Source organism: Psychrobacter sp. 5A.1 (assembly GCF_030407455.1).
Lineage (GTDB): Bacteria > Pseudomonadota > Gammaproteobacteria > Pseudomonadales > Moraxellaceae > Psychrobacter.
On sequence record NZ_JASDDJ010000014.1, the window covers coordinates 14,696 to 39,731 of the forward strand.

Genomic DNA, 25,036 nt, shown 5'->3' on the forward strand with positions numbered 1-25,036 from the left:
GCTCTCAATAACAAACGCTTAGCTAATTTTATCAGTCCATTGCTCAAGGCTAGAAACAATGTCTTGCCGCGCGGTCTCAAATGCTGATTTTTCATGCTTGTAAGGATCGGCAATATCTTTATCGATCCAGTGACCAATCCGAAATGTCTTACCACGACAATGTGGCCAACGCTCTTCTATCCATTTACTCTGATTGGCCGACATCGTCAATATGATGTCTGCACTCGCTGTTAATTCTTCAGTAATTTGCTTCGCAATATGATCCGACATGCTTATATCATATGGATCCATGATTTCTTGCGAATTGGGATCGACTGGATTACCAACAACAGCTGAAAGTCCAGCAGAGTCAATGTGTTTTTGCGGATATTGCTGCTTTAATAGCGCGGCAGCGATAGGACTACGACAAATATTGCCTACGCAGACCACCAAAATATTATCAAAAGCCATAATGCTAAATACCTGTATTTATCGCTATAACGTTGCGATAGATCTGATGGCAGAAGTTGACGGTAATATCGAGCTGATAACACGATTCCAGCGCGTTAACCCTGTTGGATCGACATAAAGAATGTCATTGGGTTGCATCTCAAAACGGTTAGCGAGTGCTAAATTGGTAATAGTTTGCATATCGACATAATAAATATTGGTATGCTGATAACTTGGGTTGTCACGCACGACATATACTTTCGCTGCATTAGCAGTGGCCGAATTCAAACCTTTAGAACTGCCCAGTACTTGTGCTAGGCTCAGACCTTGCTCTAAGATAGGCACAGGTTCGATTTGTCCAAACTCGCCTAACACATAGACCGTATTGCGGCTTTGGCTATTGACATGAATGGAGTCGCCATCTTGGATATAGAGCTGGTTTCCCGATGAGCCTATCTGACGTAGCATTTGTAAGCCAATATTATAATTACGACCATTACGATTCAAAACGATACTATTTGAGTCACCAGTTTCTGTAGCGCCGCCAGCTCTTGAAATGGCGCTATATAGCGATACTGGCGCATCATCAATCGCGAACTCACCCGGTTGTTTAACGTCACCGTCAATAAAAAACTTATTACCACGATAATTAATAATTTTGACTTGTGGATCTGAGTATTTCAGATAGCGTTGTAGTTTGCTCTGTAGGGATGCTGTAAATTGAGGCACACTCAAACCCGATGCCTTCACTCTGCCTACTAGAGGAAACTGTACAAAGCCTTGCTGATCTACTGGATAGCCTGACGCATAAGGGTTACTACTATTTGAGGCAGTAGTAGGTGTCATATCAGGATAGCCAACTAAATTGATACTAAGGATATCGCCTTGAGAAATTCGATATTCCGTCTTTTTTGAGCTGGCAATGAGCTGATAAATATCTTTATTAGGACGAGTCACCTGAGGTACTGGTAAGGTGGCTAAACTGAGCGGCTGAATATTAAACTGCAGCCCGTTTGCTGCCGTAAAATCCCCGACTGGAGGCAAATCTCCAGCCTGTAGACCAGAGTTAATGGTCGTCGTGGCACACCCAGTAGACCACAACATCATAAGTAGTAAACTTGATGCACTCAACAATTTAAAAGACTGTCGCATAATATAAACCTTTCAAATCATAACAACATATCGCGATAAACAGTCGCTATCAAAAAATAATCGTTATACAAAAAAAACGACTCCATTTTGCATAAAGCTTTATACAAAAGTTTTATGCAAAAAGAAGCGCATGTATCGAAAAAAAACCTATTCTAGCACAATTATACGTATCCTATACTCTATTTACAATTAGAGTTATGGTTTTAACACTTTAATCAAGCCCTTATAATATCTTTTATTATTGCCTGTTTAATTGCGCTTGGCTGGGGAATAAAATAATCGATTTCTTAGACAGACGACTCGATATTATTGCTATTACAGTAGGTCGTATTTGGCTTAATTGAGGACACGCTCTAGCAACGATAATATCGACACCCAGCCTACGTGCTGAATAGAATAGATGCACCACGCTATGGCTGCGTGACTGGTATAGACTGTTCTTGCTGTACCTGTACCGACAGCATCTACCAAGAATTGATATCGTCGGTTCAATATAATTTGGATATAAGAAATCCGCGTGAAAGTACGACAAATAGTAGGCTAAGCGAGACTGACGCCGTACCCAATTTATAGAGAATCGCCTATACCAATAGAACATTATTGCCCCTATCTACTATTTTTATTTTGGCTTAACGATGGCTATATTTTCCATATCATCAACGTCTTTGGCATAAAAAGCAACGGCTTCTTTACCTTTCTCTGATTGCCCTTCACTGTGTTCACTAGTCTCTGTTCCCACGCCAAATATGTTAAAAGCCTCACTACTCATAATAAGAGTAGTGAGGCTTTTAACATATTTTTAAGACAGATAAAGGTTTTTTCGAGTCGATTCTTTTAGTGATTGCTCACTCTGCTAAGCCATGCCATCCATTCAATCAATCGTCATTTAAATGGTGATCAAACAATGACATGCCCTAGCTTATCTTACAGGCTATTCAGCATCATCCAATAACTGATTCAGCTCGTCCACCATTGCATCATCTATGATGCTGCCTTCTACATAGCTGACTATCTCATCTATGGTCGTCAGATCCATTGCGTGAATACCTACGCCATCTAGCTGCTCATTGATGGAATCTAAACTGTCATTATCTTCAGAGGCATCTAACAAATCTTCTTCGAATCTTCCCCTAACGAACCAATACATTTTTTCTAAAATAGTTTCTTTTTTGGTTAAAGTAGAATAACCATCGCCATAAATAAATAAATTAAAATGATAAATCATTTCGACGTCATTAATAAAAAAAGTACGCTGACATTCTAATGTATAGGCTTGCATTTCTTTATCTTCAATGCCGGCATCGTCTTTATTATCTTCATCGTATTCAATCGCTTCTTCGATCAATTCACCTAGTATTTGATAGTCACCGACTTTGACTTTGTGATTGTAAATAATACAAGAATCAGCAATGGCATCATAAATAATGGCACTGATGTCTAAGGTATTATTATCAATGTCATAGAATGCTTTTAGCGCTGGCAAAAACTCGGTCAGCTTTTCTTCAGGCACAGGAATGAGGAACTGCTGCTCGTATATTTTAATCATGTCTTCAGGAGCATAGGTATTAGCAGTATCAGTCTCGTTTCTACCGGTAGACTGCAAAGGTAAAAAATTATACGGGTTATGTTGGGTCATTCGGCACTGCCTTTTTACTTGAGTTAAATTTGTTAAATATCTATGATTTCCAATCGCTAAGAATCCCTAAGCACACTGCTGTTTTTCGATGTCATAGTGCCTCAGAGTCTATGAGCGTATTGTCTCTTATTCAGACAATTTTAGATATACGGTTATAGAGCCAGACACGATTCACTTGTCACCCTGCTCAGACAGTCACAGTCTCTCAGATACTGCTGGATTTTGGTAGCCCATACTCGGCAGAATCAATCACATGGTTATTTTGTTCAATAGTCAATCGATAGCTTTTGATGACAGCGTCGTAGGACGCACCGCCCTCATACTGCTGATAATGCTCGCAGATGCTGTCTTGAATCACAGACTCACGCGCAGACTCATCTAATGTGGAAAAGTCGTTAGGCAAATGTACTTCCACAAAACGTGAAGCTGCGCTACGAGACATCCAATTCGCACCACTCGTAAAGGTAAAATCCACATCGGCTCGTAAGCTATATTTGGGTAAGGTGTTTGGATAATTCGCTAAGTCATCTTTAATCTGAGCGATATCCTCTGCAAATAGCTGATACGGTATCTCAAGTATGGAAAATAGCGTGGCCAAAAACTCGTCAGACGTAAAATATTTATCCATATAGCTACCATCAAGCCCTAGATACTTATTCGACAGCACGTGGCGCAGACGGTCATAGGCAGGTATGGTGTGCTTGAGGGGATAGCCCATTTGCTTGACGATATCTTGCGGGCGCAACTCAAGCGACTCTATTTGATTGATCATATATTGCGCGAGAGAATGACGAGGATGATAACGACGGGTATATTTGGATTGATTAGAAATATGGCTCATGATATTGAACACCTTAGACTCCTGTAACTCCGACGAAAAAGTATGATATACGCCCAAATAGGCAAAAAATCAGGCACAAATGAGGTTGTCGGAGTACAGGCTCATGCGCTTTACCAGAATTATTTTATATCGTGCTGGAAGTTGCAAGGTTTGTCACGCCGCCATCAGACTGTGGTCATGGCTGGCGATAACAAAACTGTTAAACCCACGATAGATCGTTCAACGATGATAGCACATCAGATAACAAAAAATAAATACTGTTATGTTTAGGGTGTGTCCTCATTTCACAAGTGGAGATAAAAATGAGATAAATTGCCGTTAAACGAGAAAAATAGCGTCGATAATATCGAGATATCGACCAGCCATTTGACGATGTTTGGCAAAATTTAGCCATTTTTAGCCCATTTAGAGGACACTCGTTTGAATTGAGGACATGCCCTACTTACTTTTCAATCTTAAGCACCGGCTTTTTTAGGGAAAACCCCTTTCTACTCTTCACCATGATACGTCGCCTCATCCATCCAAACGATGGGATCTTCGCACAAACGAGTTAAGTGATACCAGATATCACTGCTACGGGCGATACGATGATGGCCTCCTTCGAAATAATCGACTTCCCAGCTCTCAGGTAAATCCACTAAAGTTCGTCTAGCAACTGCCACATCGAGACTTTCATCATCAACTTCTACCATGACCCGCACCATCTCAGTGTTAGATGTGGGAAACGACAGCTTCATATCAGCCACTACTGGAACACGATCGGCCAACACTTCACTAGGATAGATACAAGGCGCAATCAATAGCGCCCGCAAGTGATATTTATGGGAAAAATGATTGGCAAACCAACCACCAAGCGAATGCCCTGCCAATACCACTCGAGGATACTGTGTCATTTTTTCACGTATTAAGGCATCGTAGATCTCAAATATTTCTGCAAAATTGTCTCGATAATTGACCGTTTGACAGTATTTTGGCTCACGCGTGATACAGGTATATTTACTGGTCTCATTGCTTGAATCAAGGCCATGAAAAAACAGTAAAAACGTGTCGTTGTTTTCGATAGGAAACATCATAAGGTTCTCCTTTTTTATTTATTATGCTTTAAAAACTTTACAGCAGTACGAGCATAGGTGCTGGGATAAGTTTTTTGAAGCCTCTGTCTGCACCGGCACAGCAAGCGAGAAAAATTTATACCAGCAATATAGGCATATAAATACGCAACAGTTATTGGTAATTGGCTATATCGACTCAGTCAGAGCGTACTTTGATTGGCAGTCTGCGCTTGATGCAAACTCAAAATCTCATCACAAGCCTGCATTGAGACATTTTTTGCAAAGCCTTTGCCAAACCAAAAGTCATAAACGGCTTGGATAATATTTTTCACTGCTTCAGTGTCTTTTGGCTTCAATGCTTCTAACTTTATCGCAATCTCTTTTGCCTGTATATCCGACTCGCTATAGGGCGCGCTCCAGCCCACACAATAACGATACAGCACATCATTAATGGCCAATACGAATATGGCATTTGACACACCATATAAGCCAATAAGACTCTCAAGCACCTCACAACGTTCCTCATAAACGCTGACCTCTATCGGCATATCGGCTCGCTCAAACATACAATCAGCACTGACCATGTGTGAAGGCTTACTAAAACCTTCCCATAGCAATGGGTAAGTCCCGCTAATCACACCCTTTTCTACCACATTAAAACGCCAAATGGCATAATGCGTGTCTAGCCCTTTATAAGGCAAATGTATCCACCACTGCATCATCGCATCACTGTCATACATGATATGCGTACTACCAATCCGCACCCCCTGATTGGGCAGTACGTTCGTGTATAAACGATCCATGTCATCACTATAAAGCTTTACTTTATTCAAATTTTCATCACTGACATCACCCAACGTGGCCCTTGCTTCCTCTATGTTTCGATACGGTTTAAACGGCGCTACCCATCTGAGCGTCTCATCGGTATTGTTAACAAAATAAACATCATCTTCATAACTGTCTATAGAAACCGTTTCAAGATAAAACAATGGCATTTTTCGCACTCGATCTTTCTCATCACTTGCCAGCGCCGTTATACCAGATAGCTTTGAGCCATCCGACCACTTAAAATTATCTATACGTTTTTGTTCAAATTGATACGTTAACTTGGTCATTGTCATGTCCTTATTGTTTTGATTTTGGTTTGCTTGGCGCATTATTTTCTTGTTTACTACATTCTGAATGCCAATTTTAAGCCAGCCGAGTCTATTCGCCATTGTCTAGATGACGTCATTATCTATAAAGTTAAGTAAATTAATCGACTTGGTTGGGCAGTGGTTTTTAGTTTTAATTGGTTTTTAGCCACAGTTTTTCATTGTCGTATTGCCAATAGCATTAGCATATCAACGAGCATTGTTACGGTTCGGTTTTCTGTGTATTAACAAGTATTGGTTTGCGAGTTTGTACAGGCGAAGAAGCATAGAATTTAACGAAAATAACATAACTAAAATAGTGTGTTAAAGACAGCTCAGTTAAGAAGTGAAGCGTTGCGCTCCGAGGATTAACTGTTTGCCCTGTTATTTTTGCCTGACTCAATAACTATAATATAAACCTATCTAAAAATAAAGGATTTTACTATCGTTTGCGACAACTGATGTCGCCCAGCTTCGCTTAACAGTTATTCACTATGCTCCGAGCTTATACTTGTCTACCGTGAGAGCTACTAAGCAAAATCAGCGGGAATATAAAGGTATTCCTGCTGACCATCATCATTGTTAAACGACACTCGATAGCCATTGATAATCCCATCAAATGGGATGTTTCCTGTCATAGTCATATAATGCGCTCTAATCAACTGATCGATCAATTGTCGCTGTTGGCACCTATCCAGTAGGCGCACCTTATCGTCCAACCCTATTCTCGTAAACTTAGAAACCGCCATCATACTCATAAACGAAGGGTGGAAATCATCACTAAAAATCACATCCGCATAGACGACGGGCGTAGTAGCACTGAGCACCTTGTGAGCGTACCGCTCCAACTGTTGTACGTGTGCCAAATAGTCACTTTTCTCAATATCCAATACGTGGCAGAGCCCGTAAACAAACTCAGTGGATGAGTATCTAAAATCATAATCGGTTTTGGTTAGCCCTAACTCTGTCGACGATAAGGTATGCTCTAGACGCTTTATAGCTTGAGTTTGGGTTTTAACCACCTTCTGATAGCCCATAGACTGGACAATTTGGGCATATGATAGGTTTTTTTTCTCAATACGCTGTAGGATTAAAGCCTGCAATGTGTTTGTATATTGACTAGAATGAGTCATGAGAGGTGTCCTTATACTCTGGCTAATTTAACTGTACTTATAAAGGTAAAAGCGCAGTTACTTTGCTAAAAGTTGCAGAGTAATAAGGTGTTGTGCGTTTTACCAGTGGTTGTTTTTCATCGTGCTGGAAGTAGCGTTAAACCCACGATGTGCTTATATAGTAGCAAGGGTGATACTATCTGTATAGATGGATGTTGATATAATACGACAGTTAATGTCGCTTATAGTAGTTGTTTTTACGCTTCTCTTTATAATATACCTTCTCTTCCCTCATCTAGCCTAATCCATACGTATTGTGTAGACTGGCGCATAAACTTGAGCTAATAATTTGTTGAATTTTGGATGAATGAGTTAATGACTGATATGAACCTCGCAGAAAAATTAATAGAATTTACTTCTAATTGGGTTCAAGCAACTAAAGAGCCTTTTACAAGTCACCCTACCGCCAATTTTTTGAGAAACGACTTAAAAGAAGAAATAGCAACTATTGTTAAAAATTTTGATAAAACTTATGGGATAAATGCCAGCGCTGGAGCTGGGAACTGGGCAAATATTCCTTGGATATCAATACTTAATCCTGAAATCACAACCAGCACCCAAGATGGTATCTATCCAGTTTATTTATTTAGAGCAGATGGTTCAGGTTTTTATTTGTCATTAAATCAAGGAACAACAATACCTACCAAAGAGTTAGGAAAAGCCAAAGCAGAACGTAGAGCTGAGTCGATTAAACAATATCTCCTTACTCAGTTGCCAAAGCTTAATGTTTGGGGGCAGAAAAAAATAGATTTATATGCGGACACAGCCTTAGGTAAGTCGTATGAAACATATAATATAGTTGCAAAATATTATGATATAAGTACAGACCTAAATAGCACTCAACTTAAAAATGACTTTTTAGAACTTTTAAATATTTATAAGCAAATACAACCAATTTATAAAGAAATCAAAAAAATCGATTTTGACTCACAACTAAAATCACACACGCCACTTAATGCCAGCGCTGTTATGAAAAAATCTCTTCCTGATGATATAACTCCCCTATCAAAACCTTTCCTACTGTTAGCTGGTATCTCTGGTACTGGTAAAACTCGTTTTGTCCGTGAGCAAGCCAAAGCCACAGGTAGCCTTAACGATACCTACTGCCTCACCTCCGTACGTCCTGACTGGCACGAACCTAGTGACATACTTGGTTATATATCACGCTTGGGTGGAGATGGTGACGCCGAATACATCACCACTGATGTGCTGCAATTTATTGCCAAAGCCTGGCGAACAATTATCGATGCAAAGCTTGAGCTAACAGTTGATGACGACTGTCGCCTCACCGTAACGGGAAATAAAGACGCGCTTAATAAAGTGCGACCTTATTGGCTATGTTTGGATGAAATGAACTTAGCCCCTGTCGAACAATACTTTGCCGACTATCTTTCCGTTTTAGAAACTCGTGGGTGGCAATGGGACGATGAACAATTTATTTATTGCTGTGATCCGCTTTTGAAGTCAGCGACTATTGACCAGCTAAAAGACAAAAATAAAAACGAACTGCGTAATGCGTTAGGTTTTGCAAATGGTAAATACGACAGAGAGTGGGAGTTATTCTGCAAGCATGGCCTAAGCCTGCCTTTTAATTTAATCGTTGCTGGTACGGTTAATATGGATGAAACCACCCATGGATTCTCACGTAAGGTCATTGACCGAGCTTTGAGTTTTGACTTTGGAGATTTTTTCCCCAATGACTTTGATCATTTCTTTAGTCCAGAGGTCACTCATAACGCCTTGAGCTACCCTACTTACTCTCAAGCCACTATTGAGAACTTATCAGCAATAAATATAGATAGTGACGGTCGGAAAAGCATTAATTTTCTAAAGTCTATTAATAAAGTATTAGATAACACACCATTTAAACTGGCTTTTAGAGCGCTCAACGAGCTACTACTAGCTGTTATTAGCGCCCAACCTACAGATAAACGACAGCTACAAGCCGTTTGGGATGATTTCTTAATGTGCAAGGTATTGCCCCGTATCGAGGGTGATTACGATAAATTAGTAATTATTAATAAAGCCACTAGCAGCAATGAGCAATCATTACTCACAGAATTAGCCGTTATCTTACAGCAAGCGCTATCTGATATTTGGTCTACCACGAATGGTACGAATGAACTTCGCCCTGACTTATATCGTAAAAATAAAGAGGGTAATGCGTTGAATATTGCTTGTCGTAGCAAGGCTAAATTGGCTTGGATGCAACAGCGTCTAGAGCGCTCAGGCTTCACCAGTTTTTGGCCTTAAAAATAGACATAGCTGAACGAATGGAGTGGTAATGCCAGAACTGTTAAGGATACAAACCGCTGATTTTGAGCTGTCGATTTGGTGTAACGATGTCAGCAAACGCCAAGCGACTTATCAGGCGACCTTGGCTAAGCGTCAGGCCATCAGCCATCACAGCGCTGGGCAGCCTATGATACGTTTCTCTCCGCCCTTGGCTATTACTGAAGCTACCTTTATGGATCAGCCCATAGAGATAAAAGGCATCGTCACTCATTCTGGATGGGTAGAAGCGCTTGAGTTGGGTGATTCTATTTTCTTTGAAAATATCCAATACCACTTTGAATGGATTTTTTTGAATAATAAGCGCCTTAATGAAACTGGCGTAGATGAGTCTAATCAAGCAATTGGAAGCCAAGCTACGGACAGTATCAATAATATTAGTGACGTTGAGCAAGCTTATCTAACCCATCGTAGCCATTTAATTAATGAAAACTTCCAGTTTAGCCAGTCTCGCTCTCGAATGCCTGCACATCTGACAGGCACTATCAATACCGCAAACGATGTCGGTTGGTTGCGCCTGCCCCTGAATTACGTCAAATCAAACCAAACCTATAAAAGCAACATCGCCTTTGAAGTACTGCCCACCAAGATGAGTCTACACGATGACTTGCCAGCGATGTATCAAGCGATTGATACCGTATTTCCGCTATGGCGCTTTAGTCTAGTCGAAAAAACTGAACAGGACAGTGCTCAAACCAAACAACGCCATCAGTTTCCCCTACTTTGGCTCGCTAACTTTAGTCATTTACGCAACCAACTGACCCATGCGCTAAAAGTCATCAATCAAACACCGCATAGCCGATTGCAGGCTCATACCTCTTATAACAAAGCAACACGGCTAAAAGGTAAGATCCCTGCGCGACTGGGTGCAAAAATAAAAGAGGACTTTGCAAATGGTCTACATGAACAGCGTTATCAGGTCACCAAAAAGCAGCTAAGTGTCGATACTCCAGAGAACCGCTTTATTAAAATGGTGGTCTCTACCGCTAAGAAACGACTGGCTGACTTTGAATATAAACTTAGGCAAAGCAATGCAGCACCAGATAAGCAGCGGCTATCTGATACATTCTTAGATGAGCTACATCAGTGGCAACAACCGCTACAAAAAACGTTGAAACAAAGCTTCATGACCGATGTGGGTGATTATAATGGTCGCAGCCGTGAATCATTGGTATTGCAGCAGAAAGTCGGCTACAGCTCTGTATATCGCATTTGGCAAGAGTTAAAATTTTATCTAGATGTCTTTGACAACCAATCTAGCATCTCTATGAAGTCTGTCGCAGAAATCTATGAAGTTTGGTGCTTTTTGACCCTCAGAAATATCTTGATAGAGGAGTTGGGCTTTAAAGAAGTAGCTACCAGTAAGCAAACGTTAAAGCTTAAAGACTTTTTTGAATATCAGCTCCAAGATGGCTTCGCTGGAGCATTTGAGTTTGAACGTAATGATGGTATTACAGCAAGGCTAGCACACGAACCACCATTTAATAAAACCACCAAAGACATTCGGACTTACTCGGTTAGCCAAAAGCCTGATATTGTCTTAGAAATTATTCTGCCAAACAACAAACGCTTTATTTGGTTATTCGATGCCAAATACCGTATTAAGACACTTAAAAGTCGCTATGATGACCCTGAACAAAATATTGATACTATGGATTTTGTGCCGGATGATGCGATTAATCAAATGCACCGTTATCGTGATGCGCTGATTCGTATTGAACGAGATAAAAACGCTCTTAATGAAGAAACCACCAATAAAGAAACAGCTAGAACGCAAAAAAGCCGTCCAATATTTGGTGCATTTGCGCTATACCCAGGTTATTTTGATCAAGTAAATACCAATAACCCTTATCTCAACTCCATTGACGAAGTCAGTATCGGTGCATTTGCTCTATTACCAAGCCCCCTACAGCTGGACTCAAAAATCAGCAATGGACATTATTGGCTATTAGATTTTCTTCGCCAACAGATTGGTACAGGCATCAGCACTCAATCTAATAATACCCAATCAACCACTATCGAGTTGATAAATAATAAGTTAAGAAAGAACGAGGTGAACAGCAAGGCTGTCGCTTATCAAGCTAATAACTATCAGGTTGATAAAGTTACTAAGCATAATCATCAGCTCGAAGAACGTTTGTATTTGCAAGAAGCTGCACGTATACCATATTCAGGTATGGAGCAAATACTCTATCCAGATTTGACCTTGACCATTTCGCTAGCGCCAAAAGCAGGACGTCATAAAGAGTATATTGATGGTTTTGAACACAGTACCGCTCAGTGGTATCATTTACCTCAAACTACATTTTTAGATAAATACAAACAACATATCGTCAATGAAATACGCTATTTAGCCATTGCTACGACCAATGATGCTCAGCCAACGAGTAAACAAATAAGCAAATTATGGCCAATTGAGAGTGTTATTCTTGTCCCTAGAAGTTTGATAACTGCTGAACAATCTGGTAAGAGCGCTAATGATACGAAATTATACTACTTATTTAAGCTAGGCAAGCCCCTAACCATAAGAGATAAGATTGATAATGTACCCTTGCGTGATTTCAAAAACTCAATGAAGCTCACTACCCTAGAGCACTTACAACAAGCAGCCAATTTTAGTGAGCTTCAGACCGTCTATCAGCAAGCATTAATCTAACCAGCCATAGACTCAAGTCTTACTTACAGACGGAATATAAAGATTCATATCATGTGCTTCAAACCCTTCGAATGAACAGCTAATTAACAATCCTTATCAAAAAAGCACTTTATCTAATGACTGTGACTTGCTATCTTGCCCCGCGACCCTTTTATTCTAAGAACGTCTGCCCCCACTTTGACCTATCACACATCGTACCAACATCTGCTTTATATTGGATCTTATGAAACACAACCTTGAGGCGAATTCAAACACTCGCCGTACTCAGTATTTTCAAGTATTTTTGATGGGCGTCAGTGCCTTTATTATGAATACCACCGAATTCGTCCCTGTCGCCTTGCTGAGCGATATTGCCCAAGACTTCTCTATCACTACAGCAGAGACTGGCTGGATGCTGACACTCTATGCTTGGATTGTCGCGGCCATGTCATTACCACTGATGCTGCTGACCAGTCGTTTTGAGCGTAAACGTTTGCTCTTGGGGCTTTTTGCGGTGTTCATTGCCAGTCATGTGCTTTCCGTATTTGCATGGAGTTTTGATGTTCTTCTCATCAGCCGAGTCGGGATTGCTTTATCTCATGCGATATTTTGGTCGATCACAGCTGCAATCGCGATACGCGTGGCACCTGAAGGCAAAAAAGCCCTAGCGCTTAGCGTGCTGGCGACTGGTACGTCGTTAGCAATGGTATTGGGTGTACCACTGGGACGCTTGGTCGGTCAATGGTTTGGCTGGCGAGCAACATTTGGCGGTATTGGCGTGATTGCTTTTATTGTATTTGTACTACAAGCGAGACTCTTACCGACGCTGCCTAGCATGTTTGAAGGGTCTTTTAGAAAGATTCCAGAGCTGCTCAAAAATCCCTTATTGGTTTGCTTATACTTGCTCATATTGCTTGTTTTCACCGCGCACTATACGGCTTATTCGTATATCGAACCCTTCATGCGCCACGTTGGCTCAATCAGTGAAAACTCCGCAACGCTTGTATTACTGCTATTTGGTATAGCAGGGATTGTCGGCAGCGTGATATTTAGTCGCTGGGGTGATAGATTCAATACCAGATTGATGCTGATATCGACGATACTGATGCTCGTGTCTATGCTTGCCCTATTGCTAGCGGTGACATCCGTATGGGCGCTCAGCTTTATTGCCTTATTTTGGGGCGCGGCACTTATGCTGCTTATTATCTCGATGCAAGCCAAAGTCATCATGGTCGATGTCAATGCGCAAGACATGTTGATGTCGATGTTTTCCGGCATTATCAACTTAGGCATTGGTACGGGTGCGCTATTCGGTGGTTACGCTGTGACTCATATTTCACTATCAAGTGTCGGATACGTCGGTGCAGCTATCGCCGTTGTGGCGCTGCTATTGATGCTATTTATGATCAAGCGCTTCCCTGAACTGAGTAAAAGACTCGGCTAGCTAAGCAGACGATGTCAAAAAATAGCAGTCAAAATGCCAGCCACATAAGTGAGCTGGCATTTTCTTTAATATTGTCTACAAAATCATTTTAGCTATTTGCTTAAACACCCATTGAACGAACGTTCAGGTAAGGCTATACTAATTTTCATTGGACATAAGTATGCTTAGACTATCAATATGGTTAGGCCATAAACATAGTCGATAAAATACTGACAGGGATTAAGCACAAAAGGATGCGTGTGAAATGGATAATATTCAAAACAAGGAAGTCGTCGCCTTCGGTCTAAATATAGCTACGATGGCTATCAAGAATTTTAGACTTGTTGGAGGTTCGTGATGGCTGATGGAATGATTCAACAAGACAATAAAGGCCGAGAAAGTCAAGATAGCACCGCGCCTCTCAAGCTTGGCAAGTTGGATTATGCTTGGATAGTCGCTGCGACAGGTTCTGTGGCAATGTTCTGTGGACTTGGGTTGGGAAGATTCGCATTTGGTATGCTACTGCCGTCTATGTCAGCTTCTTTGGGATTAAATTATACTCAAAGCGGCATATTAGGATTCACTAACCTGATAGGTTATCTCGTTGCGGTGCTTCTAAGTCCGTTCATTCTCCCTCGGTTTGGTACTCGAGCTACGGCGACGGGCAGTCTTCTCTTAATTGCTGTCTCGATGCTCGGCATGGCTTGTACCACCAGTTTTCCCATACTCTGCGCACTCTATGTGCTGACGGGTATTGGTAGCGGCGGCGTGGTGTTACCGATGATGAGTGTCATGTCGCATTGGTTTTTCCCTTCGCACCGTGGACTTGCTTTAGGACTGGTCATGGCGGGGCCTGGGTTTGGCATCATTCTATCGGGCTTTGTCGTACCCAAACTTTTACCCATTTCCACTCTACTGTCTTGGCAGACAGGTTGGCTAATTTTTGCCGTTATCAACATTGTGGTGGCTTGTCTTACTTTTACGTTGATTCGCAATCATCCAGATGATGTCAGACAAAACCCTTTTGGGCGCGCACCTACTCTGCCTGTCAAAAACCAGAGAAAGCTAGAACGCAGCAACATTAAGCTGCTCGTGCATTTAGGTATCATCTTCGCCATTTATGGTGCTACTTATATGGTTTACGTCACCTTTATTGTCACCAGTATGGTTGGCTCATATCAACTGAGTGAGGCGACTGCGGGTGGTATTTGGGCATGGATTGGACTGCTTAGCGTCTTCTCAGGTATGTTGTTTGGCTGGATTTCTGACCACATTGGCAGACGCCTTGGGCTTGCATTGGCCTTTTTCTTTCTAGCCAGCGCTTATCTCTTGGTCGGGTTAACGGATTGGCATTCAGGACTGTATTTGTCCATTATCTTGTTTGGCTTAGTGGTCTGGAGTGTGCCTGTCATTATGGCTGCCTCGGCGGGCGATTATTTCGGGCCTGCAGCAGCAGCAAGTGCACTCGCGGCGCTGACTTTTGCCTTTTCAGGTGGACAGGCTCTCGGGCCAGTGGCAGCAGGCTATCTTGCAGAAATCACTGGAGACTTTAGTATCAGCTATATGGTATCTGGCATCGCCGCTTTTGTCGCGCTTGGACTGTCCTTATTATTACGTCCACAAAAATCAGCTTAATGCTAGGGCGCGCCCTCAATCTGAGCATTATGTTTTAAATCGGCTTAACATGGCTGAGCTGACTGAATAGCTAACTGACTAAAAATCTACTTTACCGCGCAGAGCCTTTGTTTTGCCACGCTGAGTTTTTTTATCCACCCGTTTACGTTTGGCATTTCTGCTTGGTTTGGTGGGCTTTCTGGTTTTATTGACGTAAGTGGCTTTTGTGATAAAGCTTTGCAGACGTTCAAGTGCATCTATTTTATTGCGCTCTTGCGTGCGAAACTGCTGCGCTTTGATGATCAGCACGCCTTCTTTGGTTATTCGGCTATCTTTGCTATTTAGCAGTCGCTGCTTGTATTCGTCACTCAGACTTGAGTTGTTAATATCAAAACGCAGGTGAATGGCAGAAGATACTTTGTTGACATTCTGCCCACCGGCGCCTTGCGCTCGTATGGCGCTGATCTCTACCTCATTATCATTGAGGCTGATATTATTATTAATGAAAATCATAGTTTGCTTTTATCGAATGTGAATAGATATGGTTCATGATAAAGCATTATATAGTCAATCCTCTATAAATTAGGTACGGTGTCAGTCTCACTTAGTATACTGCTTGTAATACTTCCACTCGGCTTTTTGGGATCCAAATTATGTTGAACCAACTACAGATTGGTCTGCTACTTTGCCAACAGTTGACGACTGCGCTCAATCACTGGCGCATCGACCATCTCACCATCTATCTTAAATACTGCCTGTCCACTGCGCTCATACTCTTCGACCACACGCTGTGCGAATAACAGGGCCTCATCTGTTGGTTGCAATGTTTGTTGGACAACTGCCACTTGCTTGGGATGAATACACAGCATTCCTGACATGCCCATCTGTGACCATAAATTTACTCGCGCGCCTAATCCTATCTCATCATTGAAGTCAGGGTAGACCGTATCAATCGGTGGCGACAACTGATGTACTTTTGACGTCAGAATTAATTGATAGCGTATTTGATTGGCGATGATGTCTGCGGCAGGCGTTCCTACTTGCACGTGCAAATCATTGCACAGATCTAGAAACCCATAACTAAACGCGGCTAGCCCGACTGCTTTTGCCATACTATCGATTTGATACAATCCTATCGCACTCTCAATCAATGCAATCACGGGTAAATTGGTAAGCTGATGTACGCTCTCTATATCAACGACTTGCTCAGCTTTGGCCAATAATACTCCCGCTAAATGTGACATCTTCTGACAGAGAACTATGTCCTTAAAAAACTCCTCGCTGCCTGCTTTATTAATACGTACCCAAATCGGCTGATAACCTGCACTGTCATGATATTGCTGCAATGCTTCACGTGCGGATGCTTTATCTTCTGGCGCAACGGCATCCTCTAAATCGACAATAACTGCATCTGCACCACTAGCAAAGGCTTTCGCTACTCTATCGATGCGAGTCGCTGGCACAAACAGCCATGTTATATTTTGAGAAATCGTATTTATTTTATGATTGGTCACTGAATTCATGCTTAATTCCTATATTATTCAAGTAGCGATTAGCAGCTTTATTATGCCACTATATCGCTGATCCCCATTCAAAATTAACCATTCATTCTATAGCACAAAACTAAGGCTACTTAGATATTCAATCAAAAAAACCGCATGAAAATAAATCTCATGCGGTTCTTAAGTAACTTTTCTTGAATTTATATTCCAAGTTTTCTGATAGGCTAATTAAGCCAGCATACCACCATCAACAACGATCGTTGCGCCTGTGGTATAACTTGAGGCATCAGACACCAAATATAATACCGTCCCAGCCATTTCATCAGGGTTCGCGACGCGACCTAGTGGAATAGCATGTAGCGCCATTTTTAAGACTTTATCATTGGTCGTCAAAGCAGAGGCAAACTTAGTATCCGTCAAACCTGGCAGTAGCGCATTGACGCGGATATTGAGTGGGCCACATTCTTTTGCAAAAGCTTTCGTCATGCTAATGACCGCCGCTTTAGTGATTGAGTAGATACCTTGCTTATCACCGGCTACTAAGCCATTGACCGATGCGGTATTCAAGATGACGCCGCCACCTTGCTCTTTCATCATCTTGCCAGCTGCCGTCGACATAAAGAAGTAGCCGCGGATATTGACTTCAACGGTCTTATCAAAAGCCGCTAAATCTGTATCTAAGATGTGACCATAGTACGGGTTGGCTGCGGCATTATTGACTAAGATATCAATTTGACCAAATTCACTTTTGATATGCTCAAAAATTGCATCAATCTGCGCCATCTCGCCCACGTGACAAGCAAAGGCGCTAGCTTTATAACCATCAGCGACGATGCTATCAGCGACTGCTTGGCAAGCATCAATCTTACGGCTAGAGACGATAACATGTGCGCCTCGCGATGCCAATAAACGAGCAATAGATTCGCCAATACCGCGGCTAGCGCCAGTAACCAAAGCAACTTTACCGGTTAAATCAAATAAGTCTTTCATCATTATTCCTTATATTTTTATAAACTTTATATTCTCTAACAATCATTCTTAAACACTGAATTCATGTATCTAAAACTGGATAACTAAACGCAGATAATCGCTGTCATATCTAACAGCGATTATCGAGCACTAACGAGTTAATAATGAGCACCCAATTGTCGCGGTTACGCTAGCATGCCACCATCGAGTGTAAAGGCATGACCGTTCATAAAGGTGCTCTCATCGCTGGCTAGCCATGCAATCGCACTAGAGATTTCATTCACATCTCCTAGACGACGCAGTGGACTGGCCTTAATCGTTGCTTGCTGCGTACGCTCATCCATCGTTGCCATGGTATTGCGTACCATCGGCGTGTCAATGAAACTTGGGCATACAGCGTTAAAACGAATATTGGCGCGAGCATACTCATGGGCAGCAGATTTGGTCAGACCCATAACCCCATGTTTAGCAGCGCTATAGGCTGATAGCATCGGTGCTGAACGCAGACCAGCAATAGACGCCATGTTAATGACGTGACCACCACCATTAGGTATCATACAATTGACCGCAGCACGCATACAATGCCAAACACCTTTTAAATTCACTGCAATATTACGATCAAAATCATCATCACTCAGCTCATGCATTGGCGAAGGCTTATGGTCGATACCAGCATTGTTTACCACCACATCTAAGCCGCCAAGTGTTTCTACTGCAAAATCAAACAACGCACGCACTTCATCACCACTGGTCACGTCTACTTTTTTGAAGACGATACTGTTGCCAGCATCTTGACCTTGTTTGGCAACTGCTTCGCCCATCTCTTCTGCCATATCACCAATGACGACTTTTGCGCCGCGACTGGCTAGCAATAACGCACTTGCTGCACCGATACCTGACGCACCGCCCGTGATCAAAATTCGTTTGCCAGCTACATCTGATGCAATTCCATTTGTATTCAGTGTCATGTCCTATTCCTCTACCTTAAGTACCAGTTTGCCAAAATTTTCACCGTTAAAGAGCATCATCAAAGTATCTGGGAACGTCTCGATACCTTCAACGATATGGTCTTTCACTTTCATATCACCTGACTGAATCCAGCCAGCAATATCCTTCATTGCGATTGGATATTCTTTGATATTATCGAATACTACGATGCCTTCCATGCGAGCACGATTGACCAATAGTGATAGATAGTTCGATGGGCCTTTTACTGCTGTGGTGTTGTTATATTGGCTGATAGCCCCGCAAATAACGATACGCGCATGTAGATTAATCTGAGTAAGCACGTCATTTAAGATATCACCGCCTACGTTGTCAAAGTACACATCGACGCCGTCTGGGCAGGTTTTCTTTAGTGCTTTTTTCACATCTTCGTTTTTGTAATCAATCGTCGCATCAAACCCAAGCTCATCGACCAAGAACTTGCATTTCTCAGCACCGCCTGCAATACCAACGACTCGGCAACCTTTAATTTTGGCAATTTGACCGACCAAGCTACCAACGGCACCAGCAGCGCCAGAGACGACCACGGTCTCACCCGCTTTTGGTTGACCTGTTTTTAGCAACCCAAAATATCCTGTCATCCCCGGCATACCGAGTACGCCTAAGTAGTAAGACAGCGGCGCTAGACTTGGATCAACTTTATGCAGGCCTGTACCATCGCTGACCGCATATGACTGTACGCCGTCGTGACCTGCGACATAGTCACCTACTGCAAATTTCTCATGTTTACTTTCAATCACTTCACCCACAGTACCGGCGCGCATAACTTCACCAATTTGTACTGGTGCAATATAAGATTTGGCATCGTTCAACCAACCACGCATCGCCGGATCGATAGAGATGTATTCAACCTTAATCAGTAGCTGACCATCGGTGATAGTCGGTATTTCTGTCTCGGTATAATCCCAAGTTTCAGCGCTTGGCTCGCCTACTGGTCTTGCTTTTAGGCGCCATTGTTTGTTTATCGTTGTCATGTCTCTTTCCTTAGAGTAGTCCTTAGAACCAGTCCGCTTGCATATCAGTGCAAACCGAGTTGGTGTTGGTTAATAATTCGATGTCGCGTTTAACTAATGGTAGTTCCCAATCAATGAAGTATTTGGCCGCTTGTATCTTGCCTTTGTAGAAGTTCTGCTGCTCGACATCTTGCGTCGTACTTAGTAGCTGCTCGGCTTTACTGGCTTGACGAATCCAAATCCAACTCAGTACAATTGAGGCAAAAATATTCATTAATGCTTGAGCATTACCAGTAAGGGTTAGCGCTTCTTCTGTCTGCAACACTTTGCCCAAATGCACGAGCACTTCATGCAACTGACCCATATAAGGCATCAGCTTGCCTGCAAGTTGCGCGCTCTCAGGCGTAGTGATACTTTCTAAATCTTTTGTGATTTCACGTTTTAGGATTTGAATGCCTAACCCACCTTTTTGCCATAACTTGCGGAATGACAAATCTAGCGCCTGCACACCATTTGTGCCTTCATGGATAGGATTTAGACGATTGTCACGCCAAAACTGCTCAGCTTGATATTCACGCGTATAGCCTGCGCCGCCCAATACCTGAATACCTAAGTCATTGGCTTTTGGGCCATACTCAGATGGCCATGCTTTTAGCACTGGGGTTAGCAAATCTAATAGTTCGGTTAGCTCGTTTTTTAATATTTCGTCTTCACAAGTATTTATACGGTCAATTAGGTTTGAGCCATATAAGCACAATGAGATGCCGCCTTCAGAGTAAGCTTTTTGCGCCAGTAGCATGCGCTTTACGTCACCATGATTGATAATAGCGGTTGCCGCATCTTCAGGTTTATTATTCGGGGCGATTCTGCCTTGCGTTCTGTCTTTGGCATAATCGAGTGAGTACTGATAACCGCGATAACCCACCATCGACGCGCCAAAACCGACAGCGATACGCGCTTCATTCATCATTTTGAACATATAGCGCAGGCCGAAATGCTCTTCACCGATTAGATAACCATAACACTCACCTTCGTCACCAAAGCTCAGTGCCGTCGACGTCGTGCCTCTATAACCTAGCTTATGAATGAGTCCTGTTAGATGTACATCGTTGCGCTCGCCGACCGATGCATCCTCGTTTAAGCGATACTTGGGCACGGCAAATAAAGAGATGCCTTTCACACCACCTGGACCACCTGGCACTTTGGCCAATACGAGATGTACGATATTGTCAGACAGTTCGTGATCACCGCCCGAGATATAAATCTTGCTGCCTTTGACGCGGTATGAGCCATCGTCTTGTTTTACCGCAGTGGTTTTGATATCAGCAAGTGACGAACCTGCATGTGGCTCGGTCAATGCCATGGTTCCAGTGAATTCACCTGTCAGCATGCGCGGCATAAAGGCAGCTTTAATCTCATCGCTAGCAAAATGTGAGATGACATTAATGGCCGCTGTGGTCAAAAATGGATAAGCAGTGGTTGATGGATTGGCAGCCATAAAGTAGCCTGCGACAGCTGTCATCACTGTTTCAGGCAGCTGCATGCCGCCGTCTTCAAAACTATAACGACCTGCGATAAACCCTGACTCACGGAATGCATCAAAAGCGACTTTTACATCACTTATCATGCTGACCTTTTTGCCATCAAACTGTGGCTCATTCTTGTCTGCTATGTGGTTATGCGGCAAAAACAGCTGGGTCGCAATTTTATTGGCCGTGTCTAATACGGCATCAAACGTTTCGCGGCTATGCTCTGCAAACTTAGCATGCTCGGTTAAATTTTCAGTACCCAATACATCATATAATTGGAACGGTAATTCAAAGTCATTGATAAGCGTATCTGCTGCCATAGTATTCTCGTTAACTGATTAAATTTGGTTATCAATCGATATTAATCTAATTTAACGCCTTACCGTATTGTCATTTATGACATAATTATGGTCAAATACGACATAAATAGTACTTATATTTAGAAAATTCAGATAGAAAATTGATATTTTTAGTCAACGAAGTAAAAGGAAAATAGACACCTATGCCCTATTTCAAACCGTTTAAAGTCATTGTTATTGGATTCGATGGTGTGCTCGGCAGCGCATTGACAGGTGCATTAGATTTATTCTCATTTACTGGTGTCAGTTGGCAACGATTTTTAGATGAGCCAGTAGAGCCACGATTTAATGTGCAGATAGCAAGCGTTGGTGGCGTGGATATCAGATGTAGCAACCGCTTAATCATGCAAGCGCATTGCGATATTCAGGAAGTGGCGGAATGCGACTTGCTATTAATTCCGACTATTGGTGATTCAATCGATAAAGTCCTGAGCCGAAATGCAGAATTAATACCACATTTAAAACGGTTGGCAGATACCAAGTCAGATATAGCCAGTAACTGTAGCGGCGCTTTCTTTTTGGCAAAAGCAGGACTGCTAGATCATAAAATCGCCACTACGCACTGGGGTTACGCTAGTAAGTTTAAGGCAGACTTTCCACTCGTTGACTTACAAGAAAACCAGTTTGTTACTCATTCAAAGAGTAAATCAGACAGTCAGTCAGGTAATATATTTTGTGCGGCGGGCGGTAGTGCATTTTATGATTTGGGGTTGTTATTAATAGAGCGCTATTGCGGACGTGAGATTTCTACTCAAGTAGCCAAAACCCAAATCATCGATAGTAAACGAGGCAATCAAAACAGCTATACCAACGTAACGTTGCACAAACCGCATTCAGACCAATTGGTCAAACAAGTACAAGAATTCATTGAGGAAAATTTTTATCAGACTATTCAGGTGAGCGGATTGGCTGCCATGGTCAATATCACGCCACGGACTTTAAATAGGCGTTTTCAGTCCTCTGTAGCCATGCGCCCGATTGAGTGTATTCAAGCCGTCAGGATTGAGCAGGCAAAGCGCCTGCTTGAATTGGGAGATGTAACGATAAAATCGCTTGCTGAACAAGTCGGCTATGATGATATCTCTTCATTCACGCGTTTGTTCAAACGTGCGACAGAGCTAACACCGAAAGAATATCAGGATAAATTTTCACGGTTAGCGATTTAGCACGGTTCTTTAATGGCTATTTTTTCTGAGGTTTTACGAATGGCTAAACTGCTTGCCACAACCCTTCAGCATGGATGGTTTCAGACCTGATGGTTGGATAATTGGTAAATGCCAACTGATAGCCACCATTTACATTAGGACTCAGCTGGCAAGTCGCTCCCAATGGAAAACTGTATTTTTTGCCGATATGACCAAAACGCATGCCACTATAAATGGGTAACCCTGTTAACTCATGCAGCTGACGAATGACTGTGGCGACATCATAACGCTTGTCATAGCTGTCCTCACCTGCACCAGACAATGCCCCAAATACTATCGCCTGCTGCCCTTTGAACACACCTGCGAGATATAAATCATATAACATGCGCTCAATACGATAAGCCTGCTCACCCACATCTTCCAAAAATACAATACCGCCATCGATACGCGGTAAATACTCACTACCTGCCAGCGCCGATACTACGCTTAGATTGCCACCCCAAATCGTGCCAGTGATGGTTTTTGGCTCACCCTTTGTCAGTATGGCAGGTAGCTGCTGACTGGTTAAGGTAGCGTCTGATATATCAATAACCAGATTGGGATTGGTGAGCGCTTCAGCAAATTGTCGACAGCTGACCTCGTCAGGTTTGGTCTTGCCAAATTCACTATAGAGCATCGGTGCGGCAAGTGAACTCATATCACCCTTTGCCAGCAATGCGCACTGAATAGCGGTCACATCACTGAAACCTGCGAGTATCGTACCGCGCTCCTTCATAATACGTCCTAGCGTCGACCAATCGACCATTGGTAACAAACGCATAGCGCCATAGCCACCACGTACACCCAGCAATAACTTGGGCGCTGCGATAGCACCCGTAGCGATGTTTTGCAGGTCACTCGCTCGCTGCGAGTCTGTACCAGCAAAGCGCAAATACTGCCGATTGGTAATCGCAGGATTATTTACTTTAAAACCTGCACACGCCACACGATCTAATGCCAATTGAGTGCGGTCGTCACTACCACCAACATTAGAGCTGGCAAAAAGTCGTGTCTCAATCGTAGGCGCAATACAGCTGGTCTGCGTTAATGACACCTGTGGCGTTTGCGATAGTGAACCATCATCCATCAGCGCAGTTGGCAGATCATCCTTGGTGAGCTGCGGACTATTATTAGGGTCGATAGGGCTGGCGGCAAATGCCTGAGTGATACTGTGAGTCGCTAGTGCCGCAGTGCCTGCACCAACACCTATTCGACGTAAAAACTGACGGCGGTTTAGCCCAGAGGCTGTTTCAATCGTTGCGTGGTTATGGTTATTATTTTTTAATGACTGACTCTTGGCACCCATATCTCGCTGCTACCTTATCGTTTTTATTTTAATATACTTTTGCATCATCTTTATTTTGCAGTCTACTTGCTCAAACCACACAGCAGCATATTGTAGACGTTTTTTTGGCGATGATAGTTGCCCAACCCTTGCCCATATTTACTTTTTCGCTACCGTATTAGCTAAACATTTAACTCGCCACTACTATTCAATATTGGCACACACCTCGACTTTGTTATAGTATGAAAGCAGCAATGGCTATGAAATAAGGATACTAACGATGTTTTCTAAAACAACTGACAAACAAAATAAAGATGACATACTCGACTATGATATGAAATATCTCATTAGTAAGGAGGAGAAGCTCAAAGAAAAATTAAAAGACAGCAGCTACCTTGAGCGCTTCAGCAAAGACTTGATGCTGCTTATGAATCTCATCAAAGACTACTACAAAGGCAACTATCGCGCCATTCCCTACAAAACCCTATCAGCGGCGGTTGTCGGTTTACTTTACACTCTCAACCCCATTGATATCATTCCAGACTTCATACCTTTCATCGGTCATATCGATGATGCGTTAGTGCTGGGCTTTTGCTTAAAGCTGATCGAAAAAGACCTAAAAAAATATCAGATTTGGAAAAACAGCCAGTCAGCCACCACTAAAAAAACGGAAGTAAAGAAGCAAGCTTAACGCCCTACATCAAACATCGTAAACAGTAAAAAGCCACGACTGATAATCAATACGTCAGTCGTGGCTTTTTACTGTCAGTCATTTATGCTATCTCATTAGGCCGTGTCCTCATTTTAAAAATGGTGATAAAAATGAGACAAATTGCCGTCAAACGAGGAAAATAGTTGGTCAATATCGAGA

Annotated in this window: 20 protein-coding genes; 6 read left to right on the plus strand and 14 right to left on the minus strand. The window is 42.4% G+C overall.

Features of this window, described 5'->3' with window-relative positions:
* Positions 1–18: 18 nt before the first annotated feature.
* The 7 genes from QL982_RS04850 to QL982_RS04880 all read right to left on the minus strand — a co-directional run bounded on the left by QL982_RS04850 (position 19) and on the right by QL982_RS04880 (position 7,376).
* The gene (locus tag QL982_RS04850; RefSeq protein ID WP_290164729.1) at positions 19–450 is read right to left on the minus strand and encodes a low molecular weight protein-tyrosine-phosphatase; all 432 of its coding nucleotides are present in this window, start codon (positions 448–450) and stop codon (positions 19–21) included.
* A gap of 24 nt (positions 451–474) precedes the next feature.
* Entirely contained in the window at positions 475–1,581 is a 1,107-nt protein-coding gene (locus QL982_RS04855) for a polysaccharide biosynthesis/export family protein (protein WP_290164730.1), read from the minus strand.
* Between the two features lie 931 nt (positions 1,582–2,512).
* Positions 2,513–3,217 carry a hypothetical protein gene (locus tag QL982_RS04860; protein ID WP_290164732.1) on the minus strand — a complete coding sequence of 235 codons (705 nt, stop codon included), beginning with the start codon at positions 3,215–3,217 and terminating at the stop codon, positions 2,513–2,515.
* A gap of 205 nt (positions 3,218–3,422) precedes the next feature.
* Positions 3,423–4,058, minus strand: coding sequence for a hypothetical protein (locus QL982_RS04865; protein WP_290164733.1), 636 nt, complete (start codon positions 4,056–4,058; stop codon positions 3,423–3,425).
* 488 nt (positions 4,059–4,546) lie between these two features.
* Positions 4,547–5,131 carry a YqiA/YcfP family alpha/beta fold hydrolase gene (locus tag QL982_RS04870; protein WP_290164734.1) on the minus strand — a complete coding sequence of 195 codons (585 nt, stop codon included), beginning with the start codon at positions 5,129–5,131 and terminating at the stop codon, positions 4,547–4,549.
* A 179-nt stretch (positions 5,132–5,310) separates the two neighbouring features.
* Positions 5,311–6,225 carry a hypothetical protein gene (locus tag QL982_RS04875; RefSeq protein ID WP_290164735.1) on the minus strand — a complete coding sequence of 305 codons (915 nt, stop codon included), beginning with the start codon at positions 6,223–6,225 and terminating at the stop codon, positions 5,311–5,313.
* 548 nt (positions 6,226–6,773) lie between these two features.
* Positions 6,774–7,376 carry a hypothetical protein gene (locus QL982_RS04880; RefSeq protein ID WP_290164736.1) on the minus strand — a complete coding sequence of 201 codons (603 nt, stop codon included), beginning with the start codon at positions 7,374–7,376 and terminating at the stop codon, positions 6,774–6,776.
* Positions 7,377–7,730: 354 nt separating this feature from the next.
* Between QL982_RS04880 and QL982_RS04885 the strand changes: the two genes are divergently transcribed.
* The 4 genes from QL982_RS04885 (at position 7,731) to QL982_RS04900 (ending at position 15,400) form a co-directional block, all read left to right on the plus strand.
* Entirely contained in the window at positions 7,731–9,668 is a 1,938-nt protein-coding gene (locus QL982_RS04885; protein WP_290190189.1) for a DUF3578 domain-containing protein, read from the plus strand.
* A 31-nt stretch (positions 9,669–9,699) separates the two neighbouring features.
* On the plus strand, positions 9,700–12,363 hold the full coding sequence (locus QL982_RS04890; RefSeq protein WP_290163320.1) for a DUF2357 domain-containing protein: 2,664 nt from the start codon (positions 9,700–9,702) through the stop codon (positions 12,361–12,363).
* A 223-nt stretch (positions 12,364–12,586) separates the two neighbouring features.
* Positions 12,587–13,786, plus strand: a complete 1,200-nt coding sequence (locus tag QL982_RS04895; protein ID WP_290163319.1) for a sugar transporter — start codon at positions 12,587–12,589, stop codon at positions 13,784–13,786.
* 336 nt (positions 13,787–14,122) lie between these two features.
* A complete protein-coding gene (locus tag QL982_RS04900) occupies positions 14,123–15,400 on the plus strand; it encodes a YbfB/YjiJ family MFS transporter (protein ID WP_290163317.1) in 1,278 nt (425 codons plus the stop codon).
* A 78-nt stretch (positions 15,401–15,478) separates the two neighbouring features.
* Here QL982_RS04900 and arfB read toward each other — a convergent pair whose 3' ends face one another.
* The 6 genes from arfB to QL982_RS04930 form a co-directional block, all read right to left on the minus strand.
* On the minus strand, positions 15,479–15,892 hold the full coding sequence (arfB, locus tag QL982_RS04905) for an alternative ribosome rescue aminoacyl-tRNA hydrolase ArfB (protein ID WP_290163315.1): 414 nt from the start codon (positions 15,890–15,892) through the stop codon (positions 15,479–15,481).
* Positions 15,893–16,059: 167 nt separating this feature from the next.
* Positions 16,060–16,902 carry a CoA ester lyase gene (locus tag QL982_RS04910; RefSeq protein WP_290163313.1) on the minus strand — a complete coding sequence of 281 codons (843 nt, stop codon included), beginning with the start codon at positions 16,900–16,902 and terminating at the stop codon, positions 16,060–16,062.
* A gap of 207 nt (positions 16,903–17,109) precedes the next feature.
* Positions 17,110–17,874, minus strand: coding sequence for an SDR family oxidoreductase (locus QL982_RS04915; RefSeq protein WP_290163311.1), 765 nt, complete (start codon positions 17,872–17,874; stop codon positions 17,110–17,112).
* A 161-nt stretch (positions 17,875–18,035) separates the two neighbouring features.
* Complete coding sequence (locus tag QL982_RS04920; RefSeq protein ID WP_290163309.1) at positions 18,036–18,818, minus strand: SDR family NAD(P)-dependent oxidoreductase; 783 nt, start codon at positions 18,816–18,818, stop codon at positions 18,036–18,038.
* Between the two features lie 3 nt (positions 18,819–18,821).
* Positions 18,822–19,829, minus strand: coding sequence for an NADP-dependent oxidoreductase (locus QL982_RS04925; RefSeq protein WP_290163307.1), 1,008 nt, complete (start codon positions 19,827–19,829; stop codon positions 18,822–18,824).
* 22 nt (positions 19,830–19,851) lie between these two features.
* A complete protein-coding gene (locus tag QL982_RS04930; protein ID WP_290163304.1) occupies positions 19,852–21,657 on the minus strand; it encodes an acyl-CoA dehydrogenase in 1,806 nt (601 codons plus the stop codon).
* 182 nt (positions 21,658–21,839) lie between these two features.
* On the opposite strand from QL982_RS04930, the gene QL982_RS04935 reads away from it, so the two are divergent.
* Positions 21,840–22,862 carry a helix-turn-helix domain-containing protein gene (locus tag QL982_RS04935; protein ID WP_290163302.1) on the plus strand — a complete coding sequence of 341 codons (1,023 nt, stop codon included), beginning with the start codon at positions 21,840–21,842 and terminating at the stop codon, positions 22,860–22,862.
* Between the two features lie 43 nt (positions 22,863–22,905).
* Here QL982_RS04935 and QL982_RS04940 read toward each other — a convergent pair whose 3' ends face one another.
* Positions 22,906–24,186, minus strand: a complete 1,281-nt coding sequence (locus QL982_RS04940; RefSeq protein ID WP_290163300.1) for an LD-carboxypeptidase — start codon at positions 24,184–24,186, stop codon at positions 22,906–22,908.
* A gap of 259 nt (positions 24,187–24,445) precedes the next feature.
* Between QL982_RS04940 and QL982_RS04945 the strand changes: the two genes are divergently transcribed.
* Positions 24,446–24,856, plus strand: coding sequence for a YkvA family protein (locus tag QL982_RS04945; protein WP_290163297.1), 411 nt, complete (start codon positions 24,446–24,448; stop codon positions 24,854–24,856).
* Positions 24,857–25,036: the final 180 nt, after the last annotated feature.

Bases quoted from the DNA above. Each gene is read 5' to 3' on its own strand.
- QL982_RS04850 (WP_290164729.1), bottom strand. From the start codon at position 450: ATGGCTTTTGATAATATTTTGGTGGTCTGCGTAGGCAATATTTGTCGT.
- QL982_RS04855 (WP_290164730.1), bottom strand. From the start codon at position 1,581: ATGCGACAGTCTTTTAAATTGTTGAGTGCATCAAGTTTACTACTTATG.
- QL982_RS04860 (WP_290164732.1), bottom strand. From the start codon at position 3,217: ATGACCCAACATAACCCGTATAATTTTTTACCTTTGCAGTCTACCGGT.
- QL982_RS04865 (WP_290164733.1), bottom strand. From the start codon at position 4,058: ATGAGCCATATTTCTAATCAATCCAAATATACCCGTCGTTATCATCCT.
- QL982_RS04870 (WP_290164734.1), bottom strand. From the start codon at position 5,131: ATGATGTTTCCTATCGAAAACAACGACACGTTTTTACTGTTTTTTCAT.
- QL982_RS04875 (WP_290164735.1), bottom strand. From the start codon at position 6,225: ATGACCAAGTTAACGTATCAATTTGAACAAAAACGTATAGATAATTTT.
- QL982_RS04880 (WP_290164736.1), bottom strand. From the start codon at position 7,376: ATGACTCATTCTAGTCAATATACAAACACATTGCAGGCTTTAATCCTA.
- QL982_RS04885 (WP_290190189.1), top strand. From the start codon at position 7,731: ATGACTGATATGAACCTCGCAGAAAAATTAATAGAATTTACTTCTAAT.
- QL982_RS04890 (WP_290163320.1), top strand. From the start codon at position 9,700: ATGCCAGAACTGTTAAGGATACAAACCGCTGATTTTGAGCTGTCGATT.
- QL982_RS04895 (WP_290163319.1), top strand. From the start codon at position 12,587: ATGAAACACAACCTTGAGGCGAATTCAAACACTCGCCGTACTCAGTAT.
- QL982_RS04900 (WP_290163317.1), top strand. From the start codon at position 14,123: ATGGCTGATGGAATGATTCAACAAGACAATAAAGGCCGAGAAAGTCAA.
- arfB (WP_290163315.1), bottom strand. From the start codon at position 15,892: ATGATTTTCATTAATAATAATATCAGCCTCAATGATAATGAGGTAGAG.
- QL982_RS04910 (WP_290163313.1), bottom strand. From the start codon at position 16,902: ATGAATTCAGTGACCAATCATAAAATAAATACGATTTCTCAAAATATA.
- QL982_RS04915 (WP_290163311.1), bottom strand. From the start codon at position 17,874: ATGATGAAAGACTTATTTGATTTAACCGGTAAAGTTGCTTTGGTTACT.
- QL982_RS04920 (WP_290163309.1), bottom strand. From the start codon at position 18,818: ATGACACTGAATACAAATGGAATTGCATCAGATGTAGCTGGCAAACGA.
- QL982_RS04925 (WP_290163307.1), bottom strand. From the start codon at position 19,829: ATGACAACGATAAACAAACAATGGCGCCTAAAAGCAAGACCAGTAGGC.
- QL982_RS04930 (WP_290163304.1), bottom strand. From the start codon at position 21,657: ATGGCAGCAGATACGCTTATCAATGACTTTGAATTACCGTTCCAATTA.
- QL982_RS04935 (WP_290163302.1), top strand. From the start codon at position 21,840: ATGCCCTATTTCAAACCGTTTAAAGTCATTGTTATTGGATTCGATGGT.
- QL982_RS04940 (WP_290163300.1), bottom strand. From the start codon at position 24,186: ATGGGTGCCAAGAGTCAGTCATTAAAAAATAATAACCATAACCACGCA.
- QL982_RS04945 (WP_290163297.1), top strand. From the start codon at position 24,446: ATGTTTTCTAAAACAACTGACAAACAAAATAAAGATGACATACTCGAC.